Origin of the sequence: Actinoplanes sp. NPDC048796 (genome assembly GCF_040650035.1) — a bacterium.
GTDB lineage: Bacteria > Actinomycetota > Actinomycetes > Mycobacteriales > Micromonosporaceae > Actinoplanes.
Map to the genome: position 1 here is coordinate 18,877 of NZ_JBEZGO010000024.1, position 22,270 is coordinate 41,146.

Here is a 22,270-nt window from a genome sequence, read left to right on the forward strand (position 1 = left end):
CCGCCCGGCGACCGCTGTCTGGTGAAGCCGAGGTTCAGCCGCGGCGCCTTCTCGGATCGGCCAGCGGAACCAGGCGGCGGTCGCCGAGGCGCGTCATGGCGTTGAGCGGAGCAGTCGCGAAACCGACCACGCGGGCCAGACCGGCCCGCTTCTGACGGCGCAGCAGGCGTGGGCCGATGCCCGCCATCACCTCGGTCAACGCCGGCACGGGCCGCCCGAACAAAGTCAGCTCGCGGATCCGCCCGTCATCGTCCAGCCGCAGAAGCTGCGCCTCCTCAAGCGGCTCACGGCCGGCGACCCCGAAGGAGAACAACGCCCGAGTACGGTCGTCGCCGAGCTCGGTGTGATAGCGAATGTCGCGGATGATCTCGAACGCCGCGGACAGCACCTCGGTCACCTCGCCCGGCCCACGAAACCGGAACTTGCCGGTGAGTGGCGAGATCAGCTCGACGTCCGCGGCGAGGCACGCTCCGGCCGCCGCCGCGTCGCCACTCTCCCCGGCGGCCCGCCAGGCCGCGATCACTGTGTGCTGCGCGCTGGTCCCCATGGACCGATACTGCCCGCGCCCCGGTGCCTTCATCCCGTCGGGGGTGAGGCGATCGACAAGGCGCCACGCGTGGTCAACGACCCGAGACCTTCACCTCCTGGCGTGCGCCGGCATCGCACAGGGGAAGCTCCTCAGGTACCCGGCTGACGGATCGCGGCGCCCGGATCGGTGCTCTGCTCAAGGGCCGTCCACCACTCCTCCAGCTCGTCGACCCGGCTCTGAAGTGCGGCGTTCGCCGCCCGGGCCGCCGCCAGTTCCTCGGTCAGCGCACCGACCGGCCCGGAGGCGGTCAGGGCGTCGAGCAAGCCCGCGACCAGCCGGTCCTCAGCGGCGACCCGGCGAAGCGCGGAGGCGACCACCTCCGGTGACAACTCAGCCACGAACTCTTTCGGGAGCGTGAGCAGGCGAGCAACCTCGCCCAGGCTCCGCGCGGCGCTCATCTGCCGCCGAAGGCGCTCGGCGGACGGCACCGCCGGTTCGGCCGGTGCTGCAGCCGCCACGATCGGCTTGGCGGGAGAAGGAGCGGCCTTCGGCGCAGGCGCGGGCGCGGGCGTAGGTGCCGGCTCCGGTTCAGGCTCGGCCTCTGCCGGAAGCTCGGGAAGGTCATCCCCCACCCAGGTGTAGGCCAGAGTGTCGCCCTTCTGCCGCCGGACGACATTTGGCCACTTGGGCAGAACCGCCAGCGCGCGGGGCCCGTACCGGGCCCAGGTCTCGTTCCGAAGACCGAGCTCGGCCAGACGCTCCCGGATCTCTCGCACCTTCAGCGGAACCGACGACTCGGCCAGCAGGCGGAGAACCACCGCGAGGGGCTCTTGGGCGAAGACGCCGTGGAACAGCCGGGAGTCGGACAGGGCCAGGAAGCGCAGCGAACCCCTCGCCGCGACGTGAACGCCGGCACCCCGCGGGACAAGCTCTTCCTCGTCGGTGTCATCCCATTTGACCTGATAGTTCGTCCCGTCATCGGCGAGGATCGTTCCGGCTCGGGCACGGCGTACACCAAACGAATCGGACACCTGGACAAGACCCTGGTCTGCGCTCACGAATGCGACTGTAATGGTTATCGTCGCGGCCGGGGCGCCGGCCGGAACTCCGAGAAGCAGTACGCTCGGGACGGGATTCGCCGCGGGCAAGCTCACCGTGCCCGGCGTGGCCTCGTCGTTCGGCTTCAACGACCTGATCGAGGACGCCGACGGCTACCTCATCGCCCGCGCGGTCAAGCAGGGCAAGTCGATCGTGGAAGCCGTCCGGACCATTACAACGGCGGGGCGCGCTGCGCCTACACGGGAGTGGACAGAGCGACAGCTCGCCGGCACCGACCGCATCGGCGTCGTCCCGAGCGCGCCGCCCGCCTGTTCAGCCCCGGCAGCGGTGTCACCGTCGTCGAGCCGCCGTTCACGACGGGCCCATTGGTGGAGGCCTTCTGGTGGCATCCGATGCACGACCGCGAACCCGCCCACGTTTGGCTCCGGCAGCTCGCCGCCGAAGCGGGCCGCAGGATCTCAGCCCCATGACGACGGCCCGTCTGGGCGTCGATCACCGGCGCCGGGCGGCGGGCTGGAGCAGCGGGTTGAGCCAGCTGTTGTCGGCCGGGTTCAGCGTCAGGCCGGGCGGGACGATCTGGTCGATGCGGTCGAGCACGTCGGTGGTGAGCGCCACGTCGGCCGCGGCCAGCTGCGAGTCCAGATGTTCGGCCGTGCGGGGGCCGATGATCGGCGCGGTGATCGCCGGGTGGCGCAGCACGAAGGCGATCGCCAGTTGAATGAGGGTGAGCCCGGCCTCGTCGGCCAGCTGCGTCAGTTGCTCGACGGCCGCGAGTTTGCGCTGGTTGTCGGGCAGCGACATGTCGAACCGGTTGGCCAGCCGCCGGCGCGCCTGCGAGGCCGGCAGGTCGTGCGCGTCGCGGCTGTAGCGCCCGGACAGCCAGCCTCCGGCGAGTGGGCTGTACGAGATGACGCCCATCCCGTACCGCTGCGCGACCGGCAGCACCTCGTTCTCGGCGTTGCGGACCAGGATCGAGTACGGCGGCTGCTCGGTCACGAACCGCTCCCGTCCGCGCCGCTCGGCCACCCACTGCGCCTCGACGATGGTGGAGGCCGGGAACGTGGAGTGGCCGATGTAGCGGATCTTCCCGGCCCGTACGAGATCGGTCAAAGCTCCTAGGGTCTCGTCGAGGTCGACCGCCGGGTCCCAGCGGTGCACCTGATAGAGGTCGAGCCAGTCGGTGCCCAGCCGGCGCAGCGACGCCTCGACCTCCCGCACGATCCACCGGCGCGAGTTGCCGCGGTGGTTGGGGTCGTCACTCATCGGCATGTTCGCCTTGGAGGCCAGCACCACGTCGTCACGGCGCCCCTTGAGCGCCTTGCCGACGATCTCCTCGCACTCCCCGGCCTTCCCGCTCGAGCTGCGCCGGGTTCTCGACGCGCTGAGCACGCCGGCCTTCCGGCAGAACGACCGGCTCGACGTCGTCTACGCCAACCAGCTCGGGCGCGCCGTCTTCTCCATCGACGACGTGCCTTTCAACACGCTGCGGTTGCAGCTGCTCGACCCGCGGGCCCGCGAGTTCTACCGCGACTGGGAGGGCGCCACCCGCAACGGCGTGGCCGTGCTGCGCGCCTCGGCCGGGCGTCACCCCACCGACGAAAACATCGCCGGGCTGGTCGACGAGCTTTCGGCCCACAGCGATTTCTTCCGTACGCTCTGGGCCGCCCACGACGTGCTCCAGTACCGTCGCGGGGCCAAGCGCTACCACCACCCGCTGGCCGGCGACCTGGACTTCGACTACGAGTCGTTCCGGGTCAACGACGCCCCGGCCCTGACCATGCTCGTCTACACCGCCGATTCGCCCTCGGCGCGGGCCGTGTCTTACGGGTGCAGCAGGGTCTTGATGGCGCGGCGCTCGTCCATCGCCTGGTAGCCCTCGGCGGCCTGGTCGAGGGGCAGTTCGAGGTCGAAGACCTGGCCCGGGTTGATGGCGCCGGTGGCGATGCGGTTCATCAGGTCGGGCAGGTAGCGGCGTACGGGAGCCGGGCCGCCGTGCAGGTGCACCAGCGACCAGAACATCTCCATGCCGTCCAGCTTCACGTCGTGCGAGACGCCCACGAAACCGACGTGCCCGCCGGGCCTCGTCGAGTGGATGGCCTGCATCATCGACTCCTGCGTGCCGACCGCCTCGATCACCGAATGCGCGCCGAGCCCGTTCGTCAGTTCCTTGATCTTCGCGATGCCGTCGTCGCCGCGCTCGGTGACGATGTCGGTGGCACCGAACTCCAGGGCCAGCTTCTGCCGGTCGGCGTGCCGCGACATCGCGATGATGCGCTCCGCGCCCATCTGCTGAGCGGCCAGCACGGCGAGCAGGCCGACCGCGCCGTCACCGACCACCGCGACGGTCTTGCCCGGGCCGGCCTGCGCGGCGTCGGCGGCGAACCAGCCGGTGCCCAGCACGTCCGAGGCGGCCAGATAACTGGGCACCAGGTCCTCACGGGGAAGTGAAGGGGTGGCCACCAGCGTGCCGTCGGCCAGGGGAACCCGCAGGTATTCGGCCTGCGAGCCGAGCGCGCCCATCGGGACCCGGTGCACGCAGGCGCTCTGGTAGCCGGCCCGGCAGATCTCACAGGTGTTGTCCGAGGCCCAGAACGAGCCGACCACGAACTGGCCCTTCCGGACACCGGTGACCGCGCTGCCGACCTCTTCGACCACACCGACGTACTCGTGCCCCATGGGCGCCGGCTCACCGACCGGCTGGACACCCCGATACGGGTGCAGGTCGGACCCGCACACGCACGTTGCCGAGATCTTGATGATCGCGTCGGTCGGCGCCTCGATCCGCGGATCGTCGCGGTTCTCGACTCGTACGTCGCCGGGGGCGTACAGAACAGCACCACGCATGATGTTTCTCCTCAGTTCGCAGTTTCAGTGTTCTTCTCGGTCAGCACTACGTCGAGCAGGGCAGCGGCCCGGCCGCCCTGGGCCGCGCCGACCCGGTCCCGCAGCAGGGCGACCAGATCGCGCAGCTGGGCCACGGTCACCCCGGTGTTGAGGGCGATGCCCAGGTGCGATCGCAGTTGCCCTTCGACACCGCCGAGGTTGGCCAGAGCGGCGACGGTGGCGATCTCACGCGTGGGCCAGTCGAGGTTGTCGCGGCCGAAGATGTCGCCGAACAGGTGCGCCTTGAGGAACTCGTCGATCGCCGGGGCGAAGTCGAACAACGGGCCCGTCACCGGGCCACCGGCCAGCTTCGTCTGGTTCTCGGCGCCCAGCTCGAAGCTGGACCGGCCGCCGGGTCGTGGGTTGGGCTCGGCGCCGTCGGGGTCGGTGATGCCGTGGGCCCGGCGCTCGTCGAGCACTGCCATGAACGTACCCAGGGCGTTGAGACTGCGGGGGAACCCGGCGTAGGCGTACAGCTGCACCAGGATCTCTTTGATCTCGTTGACCGTCAGACCGGCGTCGAGTCCCTCGGCGAGGGCCTCGCGCAGCTCCGCCAGTTGCCCGGTGGCGGTGAACGCGCCGATCAGCGCCGTCGCCTCCGGACGCGACGTCACTTGTTCGCCCGCTCGTAGAGCTCGTCCGGGACCGGCTCGAGCCACGTGGTCGGGTCGCCGCCCTCGGGGGTGGCCTCGAGCATGGCCAGATGGCTCATGAACGTGTCGGCGCCGGCGCCGTGCCAGTGTTCCTCGCCCGGCGGGCACACGACCGTCTCGCCGGCGTGGATACGCAGCACCGAGCCGTCGCGGGTGCCGACCAGGCCGACGCCCTCGGTGACGTGCAGCGTCTGCCCGACGGCGTGCGAGTGCCAGTTCGTGCGGGCGCCCGGGGTGAACCGCACGAGCGCAACGGTCATCCGTGACGGACCGGTGCCACTGAAGATCGGGGTCATGTAGACGTCACCGGTGAACGCCTGTGCGGGCGTCTTGACGGTCGGACGTACCGGGAAAAGTTCCATGGATACAGCAAACTCCCTGGCGGTTGTCGATGGGAGTTTCTGCTGAGGGAGGTACTGACAGAGCACCCCAGCGGCGTCAGATGAGGGCACCGCGGGGCGGTCGGGCCAGGACGAGCAGGCCGGCCATGGACAGCACCGCGCCGCCGATCATCAGCAGGGCCATCGGTACGGCCGTGTGCTCCCCGCCGAGCCCGGCGATCGGTGCGATGGTGCCGGCGGCCAGCCACTGGACGAAGCCGAGCATGGCCGAGCCGGTGCCGGGATGCTCGGGCACCTCGGCGGAGGCCAGCGCCCCGCCGTTCGGCCCGATCAGGCCCTGGGCGGTCATCAGCACGGCGAAACTGACGATCGCGAGCAGCAGCGGCGTGCCGAACCACAGCGCGCCGGCCAGCATCGCCCCGCCGGCGGCCAGGGCCGCCACCTGACCGGCCAGGATGACCTTGCGGGTCGCGACCCGCCCGACCAGCCGCGCCGCGACCAGGGCGGCCACGGTCATCCCGGCCGCGTTCGCGGCGAAGTCGACCGAGTACGCCAGCGGCGACAGCCCGTTCATCGACTGGAGCACGAACGCCGACGTGGCCACGTACGCGAACAGCGCCCCCATGGCCGAGCCGCTGACCAGCAGATAGCCCACATAGCGGCGGTTGGCCAGGACCTGGCGCCCGGCCCGGGCGAACGACCGCAGTCCCCCGCCGTGCCGGCGCTCGCGCGGCAACGACTCCGGCACCGCGACCAGCGCGGCCACCAGCATCGCCACCCCCAGCGCGGCCACCGCCCAGAACGACAGCCGCCAGCCCGACAGCTGAAGGATGACCGCGCCCACCAGCGGCCCGGCGATCGGCGCGATGCCACCGACCGCGGCGATCACGTTGAGCACCCGGACCAGCTGCGCGCCTGCGGCCAGATCGACGATGACCGCCCGGCCGATCACCATCGCCCAGCCGCCGCTGAAGCCCTGCGCGAACCGCGCCGCCATCATGATCCCGATCGACGGGGTCAGCGCGCACACCACCGACGCCACCGTCATCAGCACGACCGAGGCGAGCAGCAGCCGGCGCCGCCCGTACTGGTCCGAGACCGGGCCGCCGGCCAGCTGTCCCAGCGCCATACCGACGAAGAAGGTGGTCAGGGTCAGCTGCACCTGCGTCGCCGACGCGGACAGGTCACCGGCCACGCTCGGGAAGGCCGGCACGTACATGTCGGTGGCCAACGGCGCGATCGCGGTCAAGAAGATCACCGTGGCGACCAGGCCCAAGCTGAGCCGGGCTCGGCGGCGCACACGATCGGGCGATGCGCTTGGGCTGAGAACTGCGCTCATGCCACCCAGCACACCGGCTCGGCCCGGCGTGGAGAAGTCACCGGCGAGAGGTGTACCGACAGTACGTCTCAATCCCGCCCGGGCCGCCGTACCGTCGGAAGGGTGAACATCCGAGCCGAAGTGCACGACTTCCTGACCTCGCGCCGCGCGAAGATCACTCCGGAGCAGGCTGGGATCCCGGCCGCCGGGCAGCGCCGAGTGCCCGGGCTGCGCCGCAGCGAAGTCGCCGCACTGGCCGGGATGAGCGTCGAGTACTACGCCAAGCTCGAGCGGGGGCAGATTGCCGGGGTCTCCGCCGGCGTGCTCGAGGCCATCGCCCGCACCCTGCAACTCGACGACGCCGAACGGGCCCACCTGCTGCACCTGGCCCAGGAGGCCAACGGCAGCACCGGCCTGGTGCGGCGCCCCGGCAAGCCCAAGCCGTGGACCGTCCGGCCGAGCCTGCAATGGTCTCTTGACACGGTCACCGCCCCGGCCATCGTCGTCAACCACCGGCAGGACCTGCTCGCCGCCAACCTGCTCGGCCGGGCCATGTACAGCGACGTCTACGACACCGCCATCGGCACCCCGAACTTCGGCCGGTTCACGTTCCTCGACAACGGCGCGCGACGCTTCTACCCCGACTGGAACCTCGCCGCCGACATGCTCGTCGCCAACCTGCGCACCGCGGCCGGCGTCGACCCGCACGACAAAGGCCTGCACGACCTGGTCGGCGAACTGTCCACCCGCAGCGACGAGTTCCGCCGCCGCTGGGGCGCCCACAACGTGCGCCTGCACGGCACCGGCGTCAAGACGTTCCACCACCACGTCGTCGGCGACCTCGAGCTGGCGTACGAAACCATGGCCCTGGTCGCCGAGCCAGGCCTCAGTATGACCATCTACGCCGCCGAGCCCGCCTCACCGACCGCGGAGGCGCTCACCCTGCTCGCCTCCTGGGCTGCCACCAGCCTCGCGCCGGTCAACCAGTAATCAAGCTTCGGGCACCGACCAACACGTCAGCGCAGGGCGGCCCGGGTAGGTGCGGAGCCGGCCTTCACCGCGTACATCGCGACGTCGGCCTCATGCAGCAGCGCGGCACCGCTTTGACCGTCGCACCCGACCGCTACACCGATACTGGCGCCGACACGGACGTCGCGGCCGCACACGGTCATCGGTAGCCCGATCTGCGCCGCAAGCTCCGACGCCAAATCTTGACGGCACGGATTCCGGCGATCACAGCTTCTCCTGTCGCGCTGAGCGGTGAGACCGCCGGGCCGGACGAGGGGGGAACGTCCGGCCCGGCGGTGGCGAGGTGGTTCGGGCTCAGGCCGCCGGGCGGCGATTGACCCAGAACAGTCGTTCGCTGCGGTCCGGGTCGTGGACGATCCGGCATTGGGAGTCGATCCACATGGTGGCGCGGTCACGGGGTGTGTAGGCGGGCCACCGGGGCAGGCCGGAAGCCGCGGGGTGGCTGTGGCGGGCGAAGCCGGCCCACAGGGCGCTCATGTGCCGCGCGGCCGCGCGTTTGCCGGGCAGTTCGCCGGCGCCGGCGTTGGCGAACTTCATGGGGATGTCCGAGGCGTGTGGCGAGCCGAGCGGGAAGTCGGTGCCCGGTACGACAGTCGGATCCGGGTAGGCCAGCTGATACATGAACACCGGCGCTCGCCGCTGGGCCGCCTTGGCTTCGGCGATCTTGATCGCGTCGCGCCAGATGGGTGAGGTGGTGATGGCGAAGTAGAGCTGGGCGGGAGTCGCACCGGGCCGGGAGGCGCGGAAGGTGGCGATGATCCGGTCGAGTTCGGCGCCCTGGTAGGTGCCGCTGAGCCGGCTCCGGAGCCCGGTCTCGTCGATTTTGAAGATGTCGGGTGGCCCGAAGAGGCTGAAGAACACCGTCTCGTCCCGGCACGTGCCGACCATCAGCGGCTTACCGGCCGACCACGGCGGGGCGCCGTCGGCGAACGGGTGCCGCGGGATGATCCGGCCGTCGACGAACGCACCGAAGCCGGGCAGCACGGGATCGGGGTCGCCCCAGGGGGCGACGCCGTTCGCGGCCTCCGACACCTGGATCTCCAGAAGCCGGGCGGCCGGGATGTCGTACAGCTGGGGGATGTCCTTCTTCGTCAGGCCGAGCAGGTCGAGCGTCCGCTCGGCCCGGGCGGTAGCACCGTCGCGGGTCGGGAACCGCAGCGGCGCGGCGCTCTCGATCGAAGCTTTGTGGAACAGGCGCGAGGCTGAGGGCATCGTGTAGACGGCGGCCGTCTTGGCGCCGCCGCCGCTCTCGCCCCAGACCATGATGTTGTCCGGGTCGCCGCCGAAGTGCTCGATGTTCTCGCTGGTCCAGCGTAGTGCGGCCAGGATGTCGAGCATGCCCTGGTTGGCCGCGTACCCGTCGTGGGCGAGGTCGCCGAGGAACAGATAGCCGAACAGGCCCAGCCGGTGGTTGGACTCGACCACGACCACGTCGTAGAGCTGGGCCAGGTGGGTGCCGTCCTGCCCGGTGGCCGAGCCTGATCCGATCATGTAGCCGCCACCGTGGTTGTAGAACATCACCGGGCGGCGCTTGCGGTCGGCGGCCGGGGTCCAGATGTTGAGGTAGAGGCAGTCCTCCGACGGGGCCGGCATCCGGCCGTTGCCGGCCGGGCCCATCTCGCCGCCCGCTACCTGAAACGCCGGGTTGGGGAAGCTCACCGTGTCCCGCACTCCCGTCCACGGCTGGGGCGGCTGCGGAGCCTTGAACCGCAGCCGTCCGAGCGGGGGCCGGCCGTACGGGACGCCCAGGAATTTCAGGATGCCGTCCTCGCGCCGGCCTCGAACCCGGCCGTAGCGGGTTGCCGCCTCGTCCCGGCCGGCGGCGCCGTGGGCCGGCGCCGGCGCCGGAATGCTGAGGGCGGCGGCTGCGGACAGCGATCCACCGATCAGCGTTCTGCGGCTCATGCCTGATGTCGCCATGGGACCTCCTTCGGTTCCGGCGCAAGGCTTCGCGTTGTCCGTGCCTGGGCGCCGCGTCAATGGGTCAGGGGTTTCGCAGTTGCCCGGTCGACTCGGCCGGTGTCATTCGGGTTGGTCCAGGGCGTCGAGCCGTCCGGTGGTGGCGACGCGGGCGAAGGCGTGGGCGCTCGGCTTGGGGTGGCGGGTGAAGTCGTCGCCGACGGCGATCAGGCCGAACTTCGGGCGGTAGCCTTCGCTCCATTCGAAGTTGTCGAAGGCCGACCAGTGCAGATAGCCGCGCACATCGACCCCCTCGGCTCGAGCGCGAGCCAGTGCGGTCAGGTGGCTCCTGAGGTAGGCGACGCGTTCGGTGTCGTCGGTGGTGGCGATGCCGTTCTCGGTGACGTACAGCGGCAATCCGGTGCGAGCCGCCCGGTGCAGCATCTCGCGCAGCCCGTCCGGGTGGACGGCCCAGCCCATCTGGGTGAGCGGCACGCCCGGCGGCGGCGTGCCGAAAAACGCCGGCGAGTCCGGGTCGACCCACTGCTTGCGGTAGTACTGCACGCCGAGCCAGTCGCCGGCGCCCGCACCGGTGAGGTTGTCGAGGTACCGGCCGACGATTTCGTAGCGCATCTCGTCGAAGAGCGGCCCCTCGCGCACCGGCACGAGCAGCGGCAGCTGCACCGCCGGCCCGGTACGGCTGTCCGCCTCACCCCGGACGGCCCGGACGCCGGCGAAGTGCGCGCCCAGCAACGCCTCGCCGGCCCGCTTCCACAGGACCGGGTTGGTGACGCCGGGCGGGTGGTAGCCCTCCAGGTAGCCGTGCAGGGCCACCATCTGCGGCTCGTTGATCGTGCAGACGAACGGCATCAGGTCGCCGAGCTCGCCGGCGACCCGGGCGCTGTAGCGGGCGAACACCGCCGCGGCGTCCGGGGCCAGCCAGCCGCCGCGAGCGGCGAACCAGCGCGGCAGGGTGAAGTGATGCAGCGTGACGAAGGCGGTCAGCCCCTCGTCGCGCAGCGCGGTGAGCACCCGCCGGTAGTGGTCGAGCGCGGCCCGGCTGAACTCGCCGGGTGCCGGCTCGATACGGGACCACTCCACCGACAACCGGTGCGCGTTGTGCCCCAGCGAAGCCAGCAACGCGAAATCCGAGGCGTAGCGGTGGTAGTGGTCGATGCCGTCCCCGGACGACTCGCGGGCCGCGGTGGTGGGGTTGTGCTCGAAGTCCCACCAGTCGTTGTTGGTGTTGCCGCCCTCGACCTGGTGGGCGGCGGTGGCGCTGCCCCACAGGAAGTCGCCCGGGAAGTCGGTCATCGTGGCTAGGCGCCCTTCTTGTATTCGGTGTCCATGTCCTTGAGCACGTCGGCCGGGGTGGCCTGCTTGCTGAAGACTTCTTGCAGGCCGCTGAGCATGGTCTGCTGAACCTTGGCGTTGGGCCACAGTTGGTCCATGAACGGGACTGTCTTGTTCTCCTGGACGAAGGTGGTCAGCTGCTTCAGGCCGGGGTCCACGGTGGTGCCGGCGTCGGGCAGGGTGGGCAGGCTGCCCTGCTTCTCGGTGAACAGCTTCATGCCCTCGGGCGACATGATGAAGGTGATGAACTTCAAGGCCAGGTCCTTGTTCTTGGCCTTCGCGTTGACGCCGTAGCCCGCGCCGGACGCGGCCGGCATGAGGAACGAGGCCGGGTCGTCGGTGGCCGGCAGCGGGGTCATGGTGAACTTGCCGTTAGGGTTCTTCTGCTTGAGCAGGCCGATGATCCAGTTGCCCTGGACGATGCCGAGGGTCTTGCCGGTGGCGGCGAGGGTCTGGCTGGCCTCGTAGCTGGTGCCGAGCGGGTTCTTCTGGAAGCACCCGGCCTTGTCCATCTCCTGGTACTTGGCCATGGCCGTGGTCCACTGCGAGTTCGCGAACGTGGCCTGCCCGCTCTGCAGCTTGGCGTCGAAGTCCTTGTCGGCGCCGAAGACCGTGGTGGCCGCCAGGGCGTACAACACAAGCTGTGTCACCCAGTTGTCCTGGATGCCCAGGGCGAAGGCGGGGGTGCCCTTGCCGGCCGCGTCGCCGCAGAACTTCAGCAGCTCGGTCCAGGTCGTGGGGGCCTTCAGGCCGGACTTGGCCAGGGCCTCGTCGTTGTAGACGGCGCCGATGCCGTTGAGGCCGAAGACGGCGTTGTAGGTCTTGCCCTCGTACTGGGCGACCTGTTTGAACGCGTCGGGCAGCTTGCCCGCCCACGGCTGGTCGGACAGGTCGAGCAGGTAGCCCGGCTTGGCCAGCACGTAGGTGGCGCCGGGGTTGCCGTTGCCCGGCCACACCGTCATCACGTCGGGCGCGGTGCCCGAGGCGAGCTGAGTACGGATCTGGGCCTGGTACTGGTCGGCGCCGCTGGTCGTGAAGTTCACCTTCACGCCGGGGTTGGCCGCCTCGAACGCCTTGATGACGTCTTCGATGGAGCCCTGGTCGACCGAGGCCAGGGTGAGGGTCTTGTTGTCGGAATCGTTGCCGGAGCCGGCGTTCGGGCCGCTACTGCAGGCGGCGGTGAGCAGGACGGCGGCGAGGGCGGCGCGGAGACTTTTCTTCATGAGCTCTCCCACGTTGGAGATCAATACGAGGTGGCGGTGACGGTGTAGCGGCCGGAGACCAGGCGGAGCGTGGCTCCGCCGGCCGACGACGCGACCGGGACACAGCGCACGCTGTCCGGGTCGGGAGTGGGGATTTCGAGGATCGCGGCGCTTCCCGGCGGCACGGTGACGGTCACGGTGAGCCGGTCGCCGTCGAGCGACCAGCCGCAGGCGACGAGCCCGCGGGCGGTCTCCTGTTCGGCTCGGGCCCAGCTGAGCTTGCCGCCGGGGGTGGGACGCAGCAGCAGGTCACGGTGGGCGGCCGAGCCGGGCGCCTGCCCGATGCCGGCGACCCGGCCGTAGAGCCAGTCGCCGACGCTGCCCAGGCTGTAGTGGTTGAAGCTGTTCATGGCGGCCGACTGGAAGCCGCCGTGCTCGGTCCAGCCGTCCCAGCGCTCCCAGATGGTGGTGGCGCCGTGCCGGATGGAGTAGCCCCAGGACGGGAACTCCTCCTGGTGCAGCAGGGCGTAGGCGAGGTCGGCCCGCCCGTGCTCGGTGAGCACCGGGCACAGCAGCGAGACGCCGACGAAACCTGTGGTGAGCCGGTTGCCGCGCTTCTCGATGTCGGTGGCCAGGTGCTCCACGGCGGCGCCGACGAGGCCGGCCGGGAGAAGGTCGAAGGCCAGGGCCAGGAGGTACGAGGTCTGGGTGCCCCCTTCGACGCTGCCGTCCTCATGAACGTACGACTCGATGAACCTGGTCTTGATGGCGGCATGCAGATCGCGGTACTTCGTGGCATCGCGCCCGAGAACAGCGGCGGCGTCGGCGACGATCCGCGTGCTGTGCGCGAAGTAGGCCGTCGACAGGACGTCGCGCGGGGTCTCGGCGTCGACCTGGAGCCAGTCGCCGTAGGAGTTGCCGGTTCGGTTGCGCCACAACAGATCCGGGTTGTGGCGGTGGATGTGCCCGACCCAGGCGGCCATCGCCTCGAAGCTGCGTTCCAGGGTGCGCCGGTCGCCGTACGTCTGCCAGAGCAGCCACGGGATGATGACCCCGGCGTCGCCCCAGGCGGGCGCGCCCTCCCGGTCGAGCACCAGAATCGGGGCCACGTCACGGAAAGCGCCGTCGGCGTCCTGCCCGTCGACCACGTCGCGCAGCCAGCGGGCGAAGAAGGCGGACACGTCGGCGTTGCGGGTCGCGGTGGGCGCGAAGACCTGCGCGTCGGCCAGCCAGCCGAGCCGCTCGTCGCGTTGCGGGCAATCGGTGGGTACGGCGAGGAAGTTGCCGCGCTGCCCCCAGACGATGTTGGCCTGTAACCGGTTGACCATCTCGTCGGAGCACTCGAAGCGCCCGGTGTACGGCAGGTCGTTGTGGATGACCCGGGCCACGACGTCGTCCTCGGTGAGCTCACCCGGATATCCGGACACCTCGGCGTAGCGGAACCCGTGGAAGGTGAACCGCGGCTCGAACACCTCGGTCGCGCCACCCGCGCTGACATACGTGTCGGTGGCCGCCGCTCGGCGCAAATTGGCCAGATACAACTCCCCGTCGTCCAGCACCTCGGCGTGCCGCAGCACGATCCGGTCCCCGGCCGCGGCCCCGCGCACGGTGAGCGCCACCCGCCCGACGAGGTTCTGCCCGAAGTCCACCAGCCAACGGCCCGCCCCCCGCTGCCACACCCGGATGGCGAGGACGTCGTCGACGATGCGGATCGGCTGGTCCGGCTCGGCCACCAGCGGCCCGAGCTCACGGTCGAGCACGGCGGCCGGCTGGTACGACGGCGTCCGCCGGGCGTCGACGAACTCGCCCATCAACAGATCGGCCGCCCGGATCGGGCCGCCGCCCTCCTGCCAGCCGTCCCCGGTGGCGATCACCCGGCGGGAGCCGTCGGCGAAGTCCAGCACGAGCTGCCCGAGAAACGCCGGCGCGAGGCCGTAGTGCCGCGCCGGCCGACTCGGATCGAAGCCCACATGCCCGCTCCACCACCCGTCGGCCACGACAGCCTCGACCACGTTGGCGCCGGCCCGTACCCGCTCCGTCACGTCGTAGGTCTGGTACTGCAGCCGTTCGTGGTATTCGGTCCAGCCCGGCGCCAGCTCCAGGTCGCCGACCCGCTCGCCGTTGAGGGCGGGTTCGTAGACGCCACGGGCCGTGGCGTAGAGCCGGGCCCGCACCGGCGCCTCGGCGACCTCGAACGCGTGCCGCAGGTACAGCGGCGCCGCCGCCGGGTCCGGGAACGAGCGCTGTTCGTCGGTGGGCGGGTCGACCATCGGCAGGCTCACCGGGTCACGGCCGATCCACACCGCCGTCCAGTCGTCCGCGTGCAGAAGCCCGGTCTCGAACCAGGTCTGCGCGCTGCCCGCCGGATCGCCGTGCTCGTCCCACACCTCGACGCGCCAGTGGTATCGGGTCGCCGATTGCAGAGCCGGGCCGTCCCACTCGATCAGCAGCGTCTCGTCGCTGTCGCGGCGGCCGCTGTCCCACACGACCCTGTCGGCCACGGTGGCGGTGATCCGGTACGCGGTCTGCGCCGCCCCGATCCGGTCGGAGCGCAGCTTCCAGGACAATCGCGGGCGGGGCTCGCCGAGGCCGAGCGGCTCGGTGAGTTGTTCGGTCGTCAAGCCGTACGGTGTCATCCCTTGAGCCCTCCGGCGAAGCCGTTGATGATGGAGCGCTGCAGCGCCAGGTAGACCGCCAGGACCGGGATGATGCTGATCAGCAGGGCGGCGAAGATGAGGTTCCAGTCGGAGACGAACTGGCCGACGAAGCCGGCCACCGCGACCGGGACGGTCTGCTGATCGCTGCCGCTCAGATAGAGCAGCGGGGTGAAGAAGTCGTTCCACACCGCCACCGCGTTCAGGACCAGGGCGGTCACGGTGATCGGCTTGAGCATGGGCAGCACGACGTACCGGAAGGTGGTGAACGGGGACGCGCCGTCGATCGACGCCGCCTCCTCGAAGTCGCGCGGCAGGGCGCGCAGGAAACCCACGTACAGAAAAGTCGTGAAAGGAACCTGAAGACCCGAGTAGAAGAGCACCAGGGACCAGACGGAGCCGAGCAGCCCCAGATCGCGGACGGTCTGGTAGAGCGGAAGCGAGGCGAGCTGGAACGGCAGGATCAGGCCCAGCATGATCACCAGGAAGGTCGTGCGCGACCAGCGCGCCGTGCTGCGGGCCAGCGGATAGGACGCGAACGCTGAGACCGCCAGCACGATCGCGACGCTGGCCACGGTGACCAGCACGCTGTTGACGAGCGCGCCGCCCAGGCCGGCCTCACGCCAGGCGCCGGTGAAGTTGGCGAGGGTCGGCGAGGTGGTCGGGCTGATCGGCGACGACGTGTCCGAGGGTTGCCGGATGGCCAGGTTGACCAGCACGTAGACCGGGAAGGCGAAGACGATCCCGACCGCGATCATCAGCATCTCAAGCGCGAACGTGCGTTTGGTGTAGCGGTTCATGACGCCGCCTTCTCGTTGCGGTTGAGCACGCCGTACTGGGCGGCGGAGAAGATCGCCACGATGATCGTCAGGACCACGGCCAGGGCGATGCTGTAGCCGAACTCGCCGAGCGTGAAGGCGTCCTTGTAGATCAGCGTCGAGATGGTGTCGGTCGCGTGCCCCGGGCCACCGCCGGTCAGGGCGTACACCTGATCGAAGAGTTTGATCCCGCCGATGATCGACAACATCAGGTTGATCGTGATCGCCGGCGCCAGCAGCGGCCGGACGATCGACCAGAAGCGCCGGACCGGGCCGGTCCCGTCGATCGCGGCCGCCTCGTAGATCTCGCGCGGGATCGACTGGAGTCCGGCCAGGAAGATGACCATCGAGTAGCCGGCGAACTGCCAGACCACGACCACCACGATCATCCACAGGGCCAGGCCGGGGTCGCCGAGCCAGTCCCGGCCCCAGGGCCCGAGCACCGCGTTCACCGCGCCGTCGGGGCCGAGCAGGTTGCGCCACAGATAAGCGGTGACGATCGGGGTGACCACCGCGGGGGCGAACAGCAGCACCCGCAGAAAGTTCCGGGTCTTGATCAGGCTGTTGACGCCCAGCGCGAGCAGCAGGCCGATCCCGTTCTGAATGACCGTGATGGCGACCGCGATGAGCACGGTGTGCCAGATCGCCTGCAGCGCGTCCTCGTCGCCGAGCATGTCGGTGAAGTTGCGCAGGCCGACGACCGCGAAGTCCGGGTCGAGACCGTCCCAGTCGGTGAACGCGTAATAGATGCCGCGGGCGCTGGGCACGAGCACGACGAAGGCGAAGAGCAGCAGGGCCGGCAGCATGAACCACCAGGGCGGTGCGGTACGGCGGCCACTTCTGCGGGTCACGGCCGCGGGCCGGGCCGCCGGCCGATTTCTGAGATCCAGTGTCACGGGAACCCACTTCGTTGAAGCGTTTCAGCAGCTAGTCTGAGACGTGGGTAACGTTTTCCAAATGTTTCGCCGACCTTACGAGCGCAGGCCAAAGAACGTCAAGACTCTGCCGGACTCAATTTCGTCCACCTGCGAACCCAGCCCCAGGTTGTCCGCCTCCGAGCCCGGAACCCTAGAGTGGGTAACGATTTACAGCGCGAGGAGAAGGCATGCCGAGAAGGTCGGCCCCGACCCGCCGGGTGACGATCGTGGACGTGGCCCGGCACGCGGGCGTGTCCACCACCGCGGTGTCGAAGGTGCTGCGCGACGCGTACGGCACCAGCCCGCAGATGCGCAGCCGGGTGCGCGCCGCGATCGACCAGCTCGGCTATCGGCCGTCCGCCGCGGCCCGGGCGCTGCGGGGCCGCACGTACACGATCGGCGTGATGCTGCCCGATGTGCGCAACCCGTTCTTCGCCGATGTGCTCGACGGCGTCGCCGAGCACCTGGCCGGCACCGAGTACCAGTTGCTCATGGCGTCCAGCTGCGACGACGAGACGAGCGAGGCTCGGGTCACCAACGCCATGATCGACCGCAGCATGGACGGTGTCCTGCTCATCGCGCCCATCTCACCGCGACCCCACCTCGACCGGGTAGCCCGGAGCGTGCCCACGGTCGTCATCGGCCGGCACGGGTCCTCCGCCGGCTACGACAGCGTCACCGACGACGACTTCACCGGCGCCGGGCTGGTCGTGGCTCACCTGGCTGCTCTCGGCCATCGCCGCATCGCGCACATCGAACACCACGAGACCGACCCGGTACGCCTGGCCGAGATGCCCAATGCCCTGCGGGCCGACGGCTACCGTCATGCGATGCGCGAGCACGGCCTCGCTCCCGACGTCGTCTCCACGTCGTACAACCGCGACGGTGGCTACCTCGGCGCCAGGCAGCTACTGAACCGTGGGCGGCGGCCCACGGCGATCTTCGCAGGCGCCGACGTCGTCGCTCTCGGCGTGCTCGACGCCCTCGCGGAAGCCGGGCTGTCGGCGCCCGGCGACATCTCGGTCGCCGGCTACGACAACACCACCTTCTCCGCGTACGGGCCGATCTCGCTGACCACCGTCGATCAGAACGGGCACCGCATCGGCGCCACCGCGGCTCGGCTGCTGCTCGACCGCATCGCCGACCCGGCCCACCCGACGGCCCAGGTCAAACTCTCCCCCCGGCTGGTCATGCGCCGCTCGACGGCGCCCACCCTGAACTGATCAGTAGGCTCACGTCATGGACAAACGGGTCACCATCGTCGACGTCGCGCGGCACGCGCAGGTGTCCGTCACCGCCGTGTCCAAGGTTCTGCGCAACGCCTACGGCGCCAGCCCGGCCATGCGCGAGAAGGTGCAGCAGGCGATCGCCGAGCTGGGCTACCGCCCCTCAGCCGCGGCGCGCGGGCTCCGGGGGCAGACGTACACCATCGGCGTGATGATCCCCGAGCTGCGCAACCTGTTCTTCGCCGACGTCATCGACGGCATCAACGCCCAGATCGGCGACACCGACTACCAAGTCCTGATCGCGCCCGGCTGCAACGGCGAGAAGGCCGAGGCCCGCGTCATGGACGCGATGATCGACCGCAGCATGGACGGCCTGGTCCTGATCGCCCCGGTCTCGTCCAAGAAACGCCTGAACGAGGTCGCCCGCACCGTGCCCACCGTCGTCGTCGGCCGGCACGGCTCCTCCCCCGACTACGACAGCGTCACCGACGACGACGTGGCCGGCGCCGCCCTCGTCGTCGACCACCTGGCCGACCTCGGCCACCGCCGCATCGCGCACATCGAACACCACGAGACCGACCGGGTACGCCTGGCCGAGATGCCCAACGCGCAGCGCGCCGCCGGATATCGCGACGCCATGGCCCGCCGGGGCCTGGAACCGGTGATCGCCTCGACCAGCTACACCCACGAGGGCGGCTACCTGGGGGCCAAGGAACTGCTGGCCCGGGCCGAACTGCCGACCGCGATCTTCGCCGGGGCCGACGTCGTCGCCCTGGGCGCGCTGGAGGCCATCGCCGAGGCCGGTCTGTCCGTACCCGGCGACATCTCGGTGGCCGGCTACGACAACAGCGCCCTGGCCGCCTTCGGCCCGGTCTCGCTGACCAGCGTTGACCAGGACGGCCGTCAGATGGGCGCCGACGCCGCCCGGCTCCTGCTCGACCGGATCCGCGACCGGGACCGCCGGACCACCCAGGTCAAACTCTCACCCAACCTGGTGGTACGGCGCACTACGGCCGGCCCCGCCTCGCCGTAGTGCGCCGCCCTTCTCCGGTGAGGACCGCCTACGAGGTGAACTCGAAGGTGCCCGCCCCGGCCGCGTAGACGGCGTAACCACCGTCGTCACGGACGAAGGCGGCTCGGCGTGGCGCCTTCACCCGCTCACCCGCGGCCCGCGGGACCCAGATCTCGGCCGTGGTGTTGGCCGGAATCGTGACCTTCATCGTGAGCTTGCCGCCGGTGCGGACGACGCTGGTCGAGGCCGGCCCCTGCGGGGTCGTGTAGCTGCCGGTGACGCACGGGATGGCGTCGATCCCGCCACCGGTGGCCGGGTGGATGCGCAGTTTCCGATAGCCCGTGGAGCCGGGCTGCTGGTCGATGCCGGCCAGGTCGTGCACGAGCCAGGAGTTGACCTCGCCGAGGAAGTGGTGGTTCTGCGAGTTGCCGCCGCTGAGGTTCTCGGCGAGCGTGGTCTGTCCCCGGTTGACCTGGTAGGCGTAGCTCGGCGCCCGCGGGTTGACGATCATCCGGTAGAGCAGGTCGTCACGGCCGCCGGCGTGCAGTGAGCGGAACACCGCGCCACCCGCGACCGAGCCGTGGCTGAGCCGGAAGTCGTACGCCTCGACCGCGCCGACCAGCGAGTCGAAGACGGCTCGGCGGTGCTCGTCCGGCACCAGGCCGGAGTCGAGCGCCACCGCGTTCGAGGCCTGGGTGTCGTTGGCGTACCAGGCTTTGCCCGTGGCGGTGTCGACGTGCAGGTAGTCGGCGTTGTACTCCTTTTTGAGCTCGGCGGTCAGCGCGGTGTACTTGGCGGCGTCGGCGGTCTTGCCGAGCTTGGCGGCGATGAGGGCGAGCACGCGGGCGCCCTCGTAGTAGCCGATGTCGATGATGGCTTCGGCCGGGGTGGTGTTCTGGCCGGCCGACCAGTCACCGAGGCCGTTGATCTCACCGCTCGGGTTGTCCTTCTTGCTGCGGCCGACGTAGTCGAGCCACTTCACCATGGCGCCGTAGTTGGGCGCCATGGCCGACGTGTCCCCGTACACCTGGTACAGCGCCCACGGAATGCGGATGATCGCGCCACCCCAGTTGGGGTCGTCGAGGAACCACCGGCCGCCGTAGATCCGGTCCGGCACCGCGTGGTACTCGGGGGCGATGTTGGCGATCAGGCCGTCGTAGCGGCCCGCATATTGACCGTCGTAACCTTCGCTGACCGCGTTGGGGCGCTGCGAGGTGCGCATGTTGGCCACCAGCTGCTGCTGGTAGGCGCGCATGTCGTACATGGTCAGTTCGGCGTCGATGTTGTGCAGGTTGTCGCCGGTGTACGGGCCCTTCTCCCGGTTGGGGCAGTCGGTCAGCACCGACATCATGTTGCCCTGCAGCGCCCGCTCGGTGATGGCGTAGATCGAGTTCAGCATCGAGTCGCACGTGCGCAGTGCCGCCGTCCTCTCGTTCGAGGCGTGCGTGACCAGCAGGGTGACCGTGTCTCGCGACGGCTTGGACGGCAGGCCGCGCACCACCACGTACCGCTGGCCGCTGTAGGTGAACTGGGCGTGCCAGGTCTCCGTGCCCGTGCCGGCGAACGTGTAGTTGTAGAGGCCGGCCGAGCCGACGGTGTCGTAGTTGGCCGGCGGGGCCGGCTGCTCGGATCCGAGCAGGGTGACGGTGGTGCCGCGGGGCGCCTTGCCGGTCACCTTGAGCAGGCCGACGAGGTTGCGGCCGAAGTCGAGCACGTACGCGGGGCGCGGCTTGCCGGCCAGGGCGGTTCCCCGCGGTACGGCGGCGCGCAGTGGCGGGCTGATCGTGATGCCGGTGCCGGCGCCGCGTACGGCCTCGCCCTGCTCGTGCGCCGAGCGCAGGGCCGGGCTGACGGTGACCGTTCCCGGCGCGCCGGCACCGATGCCGGTGCGGGCGGTGGCCGTGACGGTGACGATCTCCGTGCCGACGACGACCGGCTGTCCGATGACGAAGTTGGCCGTGCCTCGGCAGGCGGCGCCGGCGTAGCAGTCGGCGCCGAGGTTGGCCACGTTGATCGTGGTGGCGCCGGCCGTCACGGGCGCGGTGAGCGTCGTCGCGGTCTTGGCGGCGATGCCGACCTTGGTGACCGTGTGGCGCTGACCGGCGACCTCGATGCCGTCGCCGGTGAAGATGCCGGTGGTCGAGGCGACCTTGAGGTTGCTGTCGCCGGCCCTCGCCGGGGCGGCCACGGTCGTCGCGGCGGCCGTGGGCTGCTGCTCGGTGATGGCAACCGGTGCGGCCTCCTCGGCGACGGTGACCGGCGGCCGCGGGTCGGCGAGCAGCGGGGTGGAGTCGCGCGGGATGGTGGTGGCGCTCAGGGCCGCGATGCGGGCGGGGCGCCAGCCGGCGCCGGTCAGGCCGGCGCGGGTCCAGCCGGTCCGCATGATCCGGGCGTCGTAATCCTCCCCCGCCCACCACGACGAGAAGACGGTCGGTCCGGAGCGCGCCTTCCACGACGGGCCGGTCGCGATGGTCTGCGTACGGCCGTCTCTGTAGGTGACCTCGAGTTGCGCACGGACCTTGGGCGTACCGAGCACCTCGTTGTTGTCGGGCTGGAACATGTAGCGGCCGACCGAGGTGGTGTCGGCCTGCTGCAGCGCGCCGCTGCCGACCTCCATGCCGAGCACGTTGCCGCCGTGCCGCAGAAGCCGGGTCACGTCGTACGTACGGTAGTTGACCTCAGACCAGTACGAGGTCTGCCCCGGCTCGAGGACCGCCTCGCCGATGGGGGCGCCGTTGAGCGTGGCCGCGTACTGGCCGAGGCCGGTCGCGTAGAGCTTGGCCGAGGCGATCGGGCGGCGCAGGTCGAACTGGGTCGCGAAGACCGGCAACGGGTTCGGCACGCCGTCGGTCTGGTAGGTGTAACCCGGATCCTCGATCCACTTCGCCGACCAGTCCGACGGGTGGAGCAGCCCGACCGAGAACGTGGAGGTGGCGCTCCACCGGGAGGCCTTGCCGTTGGCGTCCCAGACGCGCACCCGCCAGCCGACGTCGTCGCGAGAGCGCAGCTTGGCGCCGAACTCGACGGTCTGCTCACTGGAGACCACCCGGCCGGTGTTCCAGATCCTCTTGCCGGACTTCACCGCCTCGATCTCGTACGCGGTCTGGCGGTCCAGCGCGCAGGTGCCGCGGGCGGTGTCGTCGAAGCACGGGTTGCCGCGGGTGTTCTTCGCGGTCATCCGCCAGGCGAGGGTGGGTTGCGGGTCGCCGAGGCCGAGCTGGTCGCCGGGCAGGCCGTTGACGCTGAGGTCGACGACCGACACGGCGTGGACGGCATCGTGGTGGGAACCGCCCGCGGAGGCGGGACCGGTGGACGATATGACGAGGGCGAGCACGCCGGCCAGGCCGGTCGCGCCACGCGCGAGTCGATGCACGCGG

17 protein-coding genes and 1 pseudogene are annotated in these 22,270 nt (G+C 70.4%); 4 read left to right on the plus strand and 14 right to left on the minus strand.

All coding sequences use genetic code 11. The annotated features are described in order from the left end of the window. Window positions 1-34: 34 nt before the first annotated feature. The 3 genes and pseudogenes from AB0C26_RS44130 to AB0C26_RS44140 all read right to left on the minus strand — a co-directional run. Window positions 35-547, minus strand: coding sequence for a nuclear transport factor 2 family protein (locus tag AB0C26_RS44130; protein WP_360260692.1), 513 nt, complete (start codon window positions 545-547; stop codon window positions 35-37). Window positions 548-678: 131 nt separating this feature from the next. Further along, a complete protein-coding gene (locus tag AB0C26_RS44135) occupies window positions 679-1,716 on the minus strand; it encodes a hypothetical protein (protein ID WP_360260695.1) in 1,038 nt (345 codons plus the stop codon). A 364-nt stretch (window positions 1,717-2,080) separates the two neighbouring features. Further along, a pseudogene (locus tag AB0C26_RS44140) lies at window positions 2,081-2,932 on the minus strand (aldo/keto reductase); the annotation flags it as partial. Here AB0C26_RS44140 and AB0C26_RS44145 point away from each other — a divergent pair. After that, window positions 2,856-3,461 carry a hypothetical protein gene (locus AB0C26_RS44145; protein WP_360260698.1) on the plus strand — a complete coding sequence of 202 codons (606 nt, stop codon included), beginning with the start codon at window positions 2,856-2,858 and terminating at the stop codon, window positions 3,459-3,461. The pseudogene AB0C26_RS44140 and the gene AB0C26_RS44145 sit on opposite strands and share 77 nt — an antisense overlap. Here AB0C26_RS44145 and AB0C26_RS44150 read toward each other — a convergent pair. The 4 genes from AB0C26_RS44150 to AB0C26_RS44165 form a co-directional block, all read right to left on the minus strand. Next, window positions 3,410-4,432: a zinc-dependent alcohol dehydrogenase family protein gene (locus tag AB0C26_RS44150; RefSeq protein ID WP_360260701.1), complete on the minus strand. Its 1,023-nt coding sequence runs from the start codon at window positions 4,430-4,432 to the stop codon at window positions 3,410-3,412. The genes AB0C26_RS44145 and AB0C26_RS44150 overlap by 52 nt on opposite strands. An 11-nt stretch (window positions 4,433-4,443) precedes the next feature. Then, a complete protein-coding gene (locus tag AB0C26_RS44155) occupies window positions 4,444-5,085 on the minus strand; it encodes a carboxymuconolactone decarboxylase family protein (RefSeq protein ID WP_360260704.1) in 642 nt (213 codons plus the stop codon). Beyond that, the gene (locus tag AB0C26_RS44160) at window positions 5,082-5,486 is read right to left on the minus strand and encodes a cupin domain-containing protein (protein ID WP_360260707.1); all 405 of its coding nucleotides are present in this window, start codon (window positions 5,484-5,486) and stop codon (window positions 5,082-5,084) included. Before AB0C26_RS44160 ends, AB0C26_RS44155 begins: the two co-directional genes overlap by 4 nt. 76 nt (window positions 5,487-5,562) lie before the next feature. Next, the gene (locus tag AB0C26_RS44165) at window positions 5,563-6,804 is read right to left on the minus strand and encodes a multidrug effflux MFS transporter (protein WP_360260710.1); all 1,242 of its coding nucleotides are present in this window, start codon (window positions 6,802-6,804) and stop codon (window positions 5,563-5,565) included. Window positions 6,805-6,906: 102 nt separating this feature from the next. On the opposite strand from AB0C26_RS44165, the gene AB0C26_RS44170 reads away from it, so the two are divergent. Further along, entirely contained in the window at window positions 6,907-7,773 is an 867-nt protein-coding gene (locus tag AB0C26_RS44170) for a helix-turn-helix transcriptional regulator (protein WP_360260713.1), read from the plus strand. A gap of 333 nt (window positions 7,774-8,106) precedes the next feature. On the opposite strand, the gene AB0C26_RS44175 is transcribed toward AB0C26_RS44170, so the two are convergent. From AB0C26_RS44175 to AB0C26_RS44200, 6 genes are all read right to left on the minus strand, one after another. Further along, entirely contained in the window at window positions 8,107-9,732 is a 1,626-nt protein-coding gene (locus tag AB0C26_RS44175; protein ID WP_360260716.1) for a carboxylesterase family protein, read from the minus strand. A 102-nt stretch (window positions 9,733-9,834) separates the two neighbouring features. Beyond that, window positions 9,835-11,025: a family 1 glycosylhydrolase gene (locus AB0C26_RS44180; protein ID WP_360260719.1), complete on the minus strand. Its 1,191-nt coding sequence runs from the start codon at window positions 11,023-11,025 to the stop codon at window positions 9,835-9,837. Window positions 11,026-11,030: 5 nt separating this feature from the next. Beyond that, a complete protein-coding gene (locus AB0C26_RS44185; RefSeq protein WP_360260722.1) occupies window positions 11,031-12,287 on the minus strand; it encodes an extracellular solute-binding protein in 1,257 nt (418 codons plus the stop codon). Between the two features lie 20 nt (window positions 12,288-12,307). Beyond that, on the minus strand, window positions 12,308-14,887 hold the full coding sequence (locus AB0C26_RS44190; RefSeq protein WP_360260725.1) for a family 78 glycoside hydrolase catalytic domain: 2,580 nt from the start codon (window positions 14,885-14,887) through the stop codon (window positions 12,308-12,310). 11 nt (window positions 14,888-14,898) lie between these two features. Continuing rightward, window positions 14,899-15,720 (minus strand): carbohydrate ABC transporter permease, encoded by an 822-nt coding sequence (locus AB0C26_RS44195; RefSeq protein ID WP_360260728.1) that lies wholly within the window; start codon window positions 15,718-15,720, stop codon window positions 14,899-14,901. Next, window positions 15,717-16,634 carry a sugar ABC transporter permease gene (locus tag AB0C26_RS44200; RefSeq protein ID WP_360260731.1) on the minus strand — a complete coding sequence of 306 codons (918 nt, stop codon included), beginning with the start codon at window positions 16,632-16,634 and terminating at the stop codon, window positions 15,717-15,719. Before AB0C26_RS44200 ends, AB0C26_RS44195 begins: the two co-directional genes overlap by 4 nt. Before the next feature lie 209 nt (window positions 16,635-16,843). Here AB0C26_RS44200 and AB0C26_RS44205 point away from each other — a divergent pair, with 209 nt between their 5' ends. Further along, complete coding sequence (locus AB0C26_RS44205) at window positions 16,844-17,878, plus strand: LacI family DNA-binding transcriptional regulator (protein WP_360260734.1); 1,035 nt, start codon at window positions 16,844-16,846, stop codon at window positions 17,876-17,878. A gap of 16 nt (window positions 17,879-17,894) precedes the next feature. Next, window positions 17,895-18,914 carry a LacI family DNA-binding transcriptional regulator gene (locus AB0C26_RS44210; protein WP_360260737.1) on the plus strand — a complete coding sequence of 340 codons (1,020 nt, stop codon included), beginning with the start codon at window positions 17,895-17,897 and terminating at the stop codon, window positions 18,912-18,914. Between the two features lie 28 nt (window positions 18,915-18,942). Here the strand turns inward: AB0C26_RS44210 and AB0C26_RS44215 are convergent, their stop codons facing one another. Then, complete coding sequence (locus tag AB0C26_RS44215; protein WP_360260740.1) at window positions 18,943-22,266, minus strand: family 78 glycoside hydrolase catalytic domain; 3,324 nt, start codon at window positions 22,264-22,266, stop codon at window positions 18,943-18,945. Between the last annotated feature and the right edge of the window lie 4 nt (window positions 22,267-22,270).

What these genes read in the sequence shown, in the direction of transcription:
- AB0C26_RS44130 (WP_360260692.1), bottom strand. Translation starts at nt 547, where the DNA reads ATGGGGACCAGCGCGCAGCACACAGTGATCGCGGCCTGGCGGGCCGCC.
- AB0C26_RS44145 (WP_360260698.1), top strand. Translation starts at nt 2,856, where the DNA reads ATGTTCGCCTTGGAGGCCAGCACCACGTCGTCACGGCGCCCCTTGAGC.
- AB0C26_RS44150 (WP_360260701.1), bottom strand. Translation starts at nt 4,432, where the DNA reads ATGCGTGGTGCTGTTCTGTACGCCCCCGGCGACGTACGAGTCGAGAAC.
- AB0C26_RS44160 (WP_360260707.1), bottom strand. Translation starts at nt 5,486, where the DNA reads ATGGAACTTTTCCCGGTACGTCCGACCGTCAAGACGCCCGCACAGGCG.
- AB0C26_RS44165 (WP_360260710.1), bottom strand. Translation starts at nt 6,804, where the DNA reads ATGAGCGCAGTTCTCAGCCCAAGCGCATCGCCCGATCGTGTGCGCCGC.
- AB0C26_RS44175 (WP_360260716.1), bottom strand. Translation starts at nt 9,732, where the DNA reads ATGGCGACATCAGGCATGAGCCGCAGAACGCTGATCGGTGGATCGCTG.
- AB0C26_RS44180 (WP_360260719.1), bottom strand. Translation starts at nt 11,025, where the DNA reads ATGACCGACTTCCCGGGCGACTTCCTGTGGGGCAGCGCCACCGCCGCC.
- AB0C26_RS44185 (WP_360260722.1), bottom strand. Translation starts at nt 12,287, where the DNA reads ATGAAGAAAAGTCTCCGCGCCGCCCTCGCCGCCGTCCTGCTCACCGCC.
- AB0C26_RS44195 (WP_360260728.1), bottom strand. Translation starts at nt 15,720, where the DNA reads ATGAACCGCTACACCAAACGCACGTTCGCGCTTGAGATGCTGATGATC.
- AB0C26_RS44205 (WP_360260734.1), top strand. Translation starts at nt 16,844, where the DNA reads ATGCCGAGAAGGTCGGCCCCGACCCGCCGGGTGACGATCGTGGACGTG.
- AB0C26_RS44210 (WP_360260737.1), top strand. Translation starts at nt 17,895, where the DNA reads ATGGACAAACGGGTCACCATCGTCGACGTCGCGCGGCACGCGCAGGTG.